The 4,919-nt window shown below is 61.4% G+C and carries 7 protein-coding genes; all 7 read right to left on the bottom strand.

What is annotated here, in order from left to right; translation table 11 throughout:
* A partial coding sequence (locus tag AB4Z11_RS23015; protein WP_442027916.1) for a DUF692 domain-containing protein occupies positions 1 to 541 on the bottom strand: 541 nt, incomplete at its 3' end.
* Positions 542 to 625: 84 nt separating this feature from the next.
* Entirely contained in the window at positions 626 to 895 is a 270-nt protein-coding gene (gene bufA2 / locus AB4Z11_RS23010; RefSeq protein ID WP_442027915.1) for a BufA2 family periplasmic bufferin-type metallophore, read from the bottom strand.
* A 25-nt stretch (positions 896 to 920) separates the two neighbouring features.
* Positions 921 to 1,694, bottom strand: coding sequence for an alpha/beta hydrolase (locus AB4Z11_RS23005; RefSeq protein ID WP_442027914.1), 774 nt, complete (start codon positions 1,692 to 1,694; stop codon positions 921 to 923).
* Positions 1,695 to 1,703: 9 nt separating this feature from the next.
* A complete protein-coding gene (locus tag AB4Z11_RS23000) occupies positions 1,704 to 1,979 on the bottom strand; it encodes a BufA1 family periplasmic bufferin-type metallophore (protein WP_442027913.1) in 276 nt (91 codons plus the stop codon).
* 163 nt (positions 1,980 to 2,142) lie between these two features.
* Entirely contained in the window at positions 2,143 to 2,607 is a 465-nt protein-coding gene (locus tag AB4Z11_RS22995) for a MarR family winged helix-turn-helix transcriptional regulator (RefSeq protein ID WP_442027912.1), read from the bottom strand.
* A gap of 45 nt (positions 2,608 to 2,652) precedes the next feature.
* Positions 2,653 to 3,378 (bottom strand): substrate-binding periplasmic protein, encoded by a 726-nt coding sequence (locus AB4Z11_RS22990; RefSeq protein ID WP_442027911.1) that lies wholly within the window; start codon positions 3,376 to 3,378, stop codon positions 2,653 to 2,655.
* A gap of 9 nt (positions 3,379 to 3,387) precedes the next feature.
* Entirely contained in the window at positions 3,388 to 4,788 is a 1,401-nt protein-coding gene (locus AB4Z11_RS22985; RefSeq protein WP_442027910.1) for a DHA2 family efflux MFS transporter permease subunit, read from the bottom strand.
* Positions 4,789 to 4,919 lie beyond the last annotated feature (131 nt).

Genomic DNA, 4,919 nt, shown 5'->3' with positions numbered 1-4,919 from the left:
ACAGGTTGTTCACGTCCAGCAGCAAGCCGCAGCCGGTGCGCTTGCTCATCTCGGCCAGGAATTCCCATTCCGTCATGTCCGCGTTTTCGAAAGACAGATAGCTGGATGGATTCTCGAACAGCATGGCGCGGCCCAGGGTGTTCTGCGCCACGTCGATGTTGTTGCAGACGATGTCCAGCGCTTCCTCGGTGTAGGGCAGCGGCAGCAGGTCGTGCGAGTTGAATCCCTGGAAGCGCGACCAGCTCAGATGATCCGACACGATCACGGGCTGGATCTCCTCCACCAGCGTCTTCAGACGCGCCAGGTAATCGATGCGCAAGCCATCGGCCGAGCCGATCGACATCGATACGCCATGCAGCGCCACCGGATAGCGTTCGCGGATCTGGCGCAGGATATGGCGCGGCTGGCCGCCGGCCACCATGAAGTTCTCGGAAATGACTTCCACAAAATCGACTGGGACGTCGGTTTCCAGGAAATCCCGGTWGTGTTCCTTGCGCAGGCCCAGGCCGTAGCCCGCCATGCTGGGTAAAGATTTGGACATCGCTGACCTCATTCGTTCGAAAATTCAGAACCGTTGACCCAAGTGGCAGGCACACCGTGCCTGCCACTAGCCTTTGCGGTCGGTTTACTTCGGTTCGGTCAGGGTGCCGCCCAGTGCCTTGCACTCGGTCGGAGTCTTGACCACAACGCCCTGGCCTTTGCAGTCGTTCAGGCCTTTGCAATCGTGGTGGGCGGTGGCGCACAGGCTGGTGCCCTTGCAGGTGTTCACGCCGTAGCAGCGGCCCGGCTGTTCTTTCTGTGCGGAGGCAGCATAGGCTGGGGTGGATGCGACGGATGCCAGTGCGATCAGGGCAGYGGCGGTGGCCAGGCTGGCAGCTTGGATGGATTTGATCATGGTGTTTCTCCTGTAAATATAAGGCTTACTTCGTTGCGGCCACTGCGGCCTCTTCGATCACTTTGGCGACGGCTTCAGCTTGCGAGATATAGATCGCGTGGCTGGCTTTCACTTCGGTGACCTTGCTTCCGGCACGCTGGTACATCCAGCGCTGCAGGTCGGGATTGATGGTGCGGTCTTCGGTGGCCACGATGCCGTAGCTCGGAATGCCGCGCCATGCGACGGTGCGCGACTGGCCGCCGAGGGCAGCGATGGTCGCAAATTGCTGGGACACCGCCATGAAATTGGTGCGGTTCTCCGCCAGGTCGCCCGCGTAGTCGCGGCCGAAATTGGCGGGGTTGTAGTAGATGAAGCCATCGAAGGTGGACTTCAGGTTGTCCACTTCAGGTGGAATCGAGTTGGCCAGCTGATTGGCGCTTTCCGCGACGTCCGGTGCATAACCCGCGACGTAGACCAGGCCCTTGATCTTGCCGACCTTGCCGGCCGCGGTGATCACGTTGCCGCCGTAGCCGTGGCCGACCAGGATGGCGGGACCGTCGGCGGCGAAGATCTGCTTGTCCACCAGGGTGGCGTCTTCCTGCAGCGAGTGCAAGGTCGGCTGCACCACGCTGACGTGGTAGCCCTTCCAGTACAGGATGTCGTGCACCACGCGCCAGCCGGAGCCGTCAACGAAGGCGTCGTGAACGATGATGATGTTCTTGGCGCCTGACGGGGTCGGCAGGGCTGGGGTGGCAGCCATGGCGCTGGCGCTGGCCAGCAGCACGGCGGCAGCCGCGGCGATTTTGCTCAGTTTCTGCATGACGGGTCCTTAGCGCTTGATCGGGGTCAGGGAACCGAAGCCTTTTGGCGTCTTGATGGTGGTGCAGGTGCCCTTGTCGACCAGGGTCCAGGCGTCGCCCTGGTAATCCTTGGTGGAGGTGGAGGCGCAGGAAGTGCCCGGACCGGCGGCGCAGTCGTTCTGGCCGGCTTTGGAAACGCCGTAGCATTTTTCCATCGGTTTCTTCGGTGCGTCGGCGGCGTTGGCGCCGGTAGCGAAGGCGGCGAAGGCCAGAGCGGCGGCGACTGCAACTTGGGAGGTCTTCATTTATTTCTCCTAACGTGTGTAAAAGTGCTGCCAGTTTGCAAAGCGCTCGTATCTCCCATGTGTCCGTTTGTATCAGTATTATCGAATGCGCTTTAAACGCATGCGATTTGTATGGGCGAGCGAAAGCCGCGGCAGCTTCGCCGCGGCGCGCCTGAAGGCGGCTTTATTTCTGGACGGATTTCAGGAGAGTATCGCGCAGGGTGGCGATGGTGGACTGGATCTTGGCGAATTCGTCGGGCGGCAGGCCCGTTTCGATGACCTGGCTCATGGAAAGCGCTTCTTCGCGCAGGCGGTAGCCCGCTTCGGTCAGGGTGACGCGCACCTGCCGTTCGTCTTCGGCGTCGCGCTGGCGGCGCACATAGCCCATGGTCTCCAGCTTTTTCAGKATGGGCGTGAGCGTGTTCGATTCGAGGAAGAGCTTTTCGCCCAGGCCGCTGACGGTCTGGTTGTCGTGCTCCCACAAGGCGATCACGGTGATGTACTGGGTGTAGGTGAGTCCCAGCTTTTCCAGGATGGGTTTATAAGCCTTGCCGAACGCCAAGTTTGCCGAATATACGGCAAAGCACAGGTAATCGGACAGCTTCATGACATCCGGGTCGTCAGGCGAGATATGGGCGGGTTTTTTCATGGATTCATTATATATATCGAATCCGATTAAATCAAAGCCGATGTTTCACAGCTCGTGTTTGCCCAGAATGCGGCGTGTGGCGCCATCGGCCTGCATGGCGGACATGGTCTGGCGGAAGCGCTCCACGTCCGCATCGCTGAAATCGAGCGAGCCGGCCAGCCAGGCGGTGGCAGTGCGCACGGGCTGACTCAGGCGATATTCCACCGCCCCGGCGCGTTCCTTGAGCGAGGCCTTGATGATGGAAACCTCGCCGAACACCGCATCGGCCATGCCGCCCGTGAGGAAGCGGTGCACTTCTTCCAGTGATGCCGATTCGACAATCCTGTTAAAGCCCATCTCATGCAGCATGGCGGCCTGGGCCGCGCCGCGCAGCAGGGCGATGCGGCGGTCCTTCATGTTTTCCGGATTATCCAGATCAAAATGGCCATCGCGCGGGGCCATGAAGAGGTAGCGTTCCTCATACAGCGGCGCCAGCCAGCGGAACTTGTCTTCGCGGTCGGGCTGGCGGGTCAGGGGGAAGATCGCAGTTTCCGGCATGGTCGCGGCCAGAAAGATGGCTCGGCGCCAGGGAAAGAATTGCATGGATGGCATTACATCCATGCGGCGGCACAGCTCGTCCATGATCTCCTGTAGGGCGCCACCGCCTTTTTCCATGACCAGCGGCGGCAGCTCAGCGGTGACGACGTGCAGGCGGCGCGGCCGGGCGGCTAAAGCCAGCGTTGGCAGAACGGCAAGGGCGGACACCAGGCTGAGGAGCAGTCGTCTTTTCATGCGCGTATTTTAGCCGCGGCTGATGCTCTCTCCGTCGTTTGCGCGCAAACGCCAGAAAATGGCTGAAGTAATAATAGTCAGTACGGCCAAGGCGATAAAGGCATGGTGCAGGGCGGACGACAGGGCCGCCTGGTCCGATTGCGGCAGGCCGCCGAGGAACCAGCCCGTGATCAGCGAGCCGCAAGCCAAGCCAAAGCTCATCGACAGCTGCTGCATGGAACTGGCGATGGTGCTGGCCATGCTGGAGTCCTGGCCTTCCACGTCCGCATAGCCCAGGCTGTTCATGCTGGAGAATTGCAGGGAGTTGAAGAAGCCCTGGCACAGGCTGATGGGAACGATGGCCCACCATGGCGTGCCCGGCTTCACCATGGCGTACATGGCGATGGTCACGCCGATCAGCACCGTGTTCACCACCAGCACCTGGCGGTAGCCGAACTGGCGCAGCAGTTTGGCGGAGATCACCTTCATGCCCATGGCCGCGGCCGCCGACGGCATCATCAGCAGACCGGATTTCCAGGCCGGAAAGCCCAGGCCAAGCTGGTACAGCAGGGGCAGCAGGAAGGGCAGACCGCCCACGCCCAGCCGCGTGAAAATGCCGCCGACCACCGAGATGCGGAAGGTGCGCACCCGGAACAGCTTCAGATTCAGCAGCGGATGCGGCTCGTTCTGGGCGTGGTAGGCATAGGCCGCCAGCAGGGCGCAGGAGAGCAGGAACAGCACGCCGAACTCGGTCGGACCGATCTGGTGCTCGCCGAACACTTCCAGCAGCCAGGACAGCAGGGCGATGCCGGTGCCGAACAGGACCAGGCCCAGCACGTCCAGCGGCCGCGCCGACTCGCCGCGATAGTCAGGCATGTAGCGGTGGGCCAGCCACCAGGCCGCCAACCCGACCGGCACGTTAATAAAGAAGATTTCGCGCCACGACATCCAGTGCACGATCAGGCCGCCCACGGTCGGTCCCAGCAGTGGACCGATCAGCGCCGGGATGATGACGAAGTTCATGGCCGTCAGCAGTTCGGACTTGGGATAGGTGCGCACGATGGTCAGCCGTCCGACCGGCATCATCATGGCGGCCCCGAAGCCTTGCAGCAGGCGGGCCGCCACCAGCATCGGCGAATTCAGCGCCAGGCCGCACAGCACGGAGGCGAAGGTGAAGATGGCAACCGCAGTCTTGAACACGCGGCGGGTGCCGTAACGGTCCGCCATCCAGCCGCTGACGGGAATCGCCACCGCCAGGCTCAGGATGTAGCTGGTCACCACGGCTTTTAGGCTCAGCGGCGTGACATGCAGGCTGAGCGCCATGCYCGGGATTGCTGTATTGACAATGGTGGAGTCGAGCTGCTCCATAAACAGGGCCGTGGCAACCACCCAAGGGAGGAAACGGCGGGTGATGGCTTCGTTGACTGTCATATATATAGTGACACGGCGAATGTAACAATCAGCACGATACCTTCTCCCGTCGCTGGTAGTAACTACTTGTCAATTTGCCATGGAGTAACGTCGCAACCTGTCCATGACAATGCTCTTCCCTTGATTCCTTC

Origin of the sequence: Pseudoduganella sp. RAF53_2 (genome assembly GCF_052113985.1) — a bacterium.
In the GTDB taxonomy this organism is placed as follows: domain Bacteria; phylum Pseudomonadota; class Gammaproteobacteria; order Burkholderiales; family Burkholderiaceae_D; genus Rugamonas.
This window is presented reverse-complemented; position numbering and strand designations above follow the sequence as displayed.

Coding starts and splice junctions, on each gene's coding strand:
- AB4Z11_RS23005 (WP_442027914.1), bottom strand. CDS start 1,694: ATGCAGAAACTGAGCAAAATCGCCGCGGCTGCCGCCGTGCTGCTGGCC.
- AB4Z11_RS23000 (WP_442027913.1), bottom strand. CDS start 1,979: ATGAAGACCTCCCAAGTTGCAGTCGCCGCCGCTCTGGCCTTCGCCGCC.
- AB4Z11_RS22990 (WP_442027911.1), bottom strand. CDS start 3,378: ATGAAAAGACGACTGCTCCTCAGCCTGGTGTCCGCCCTTGCCGTTCTG.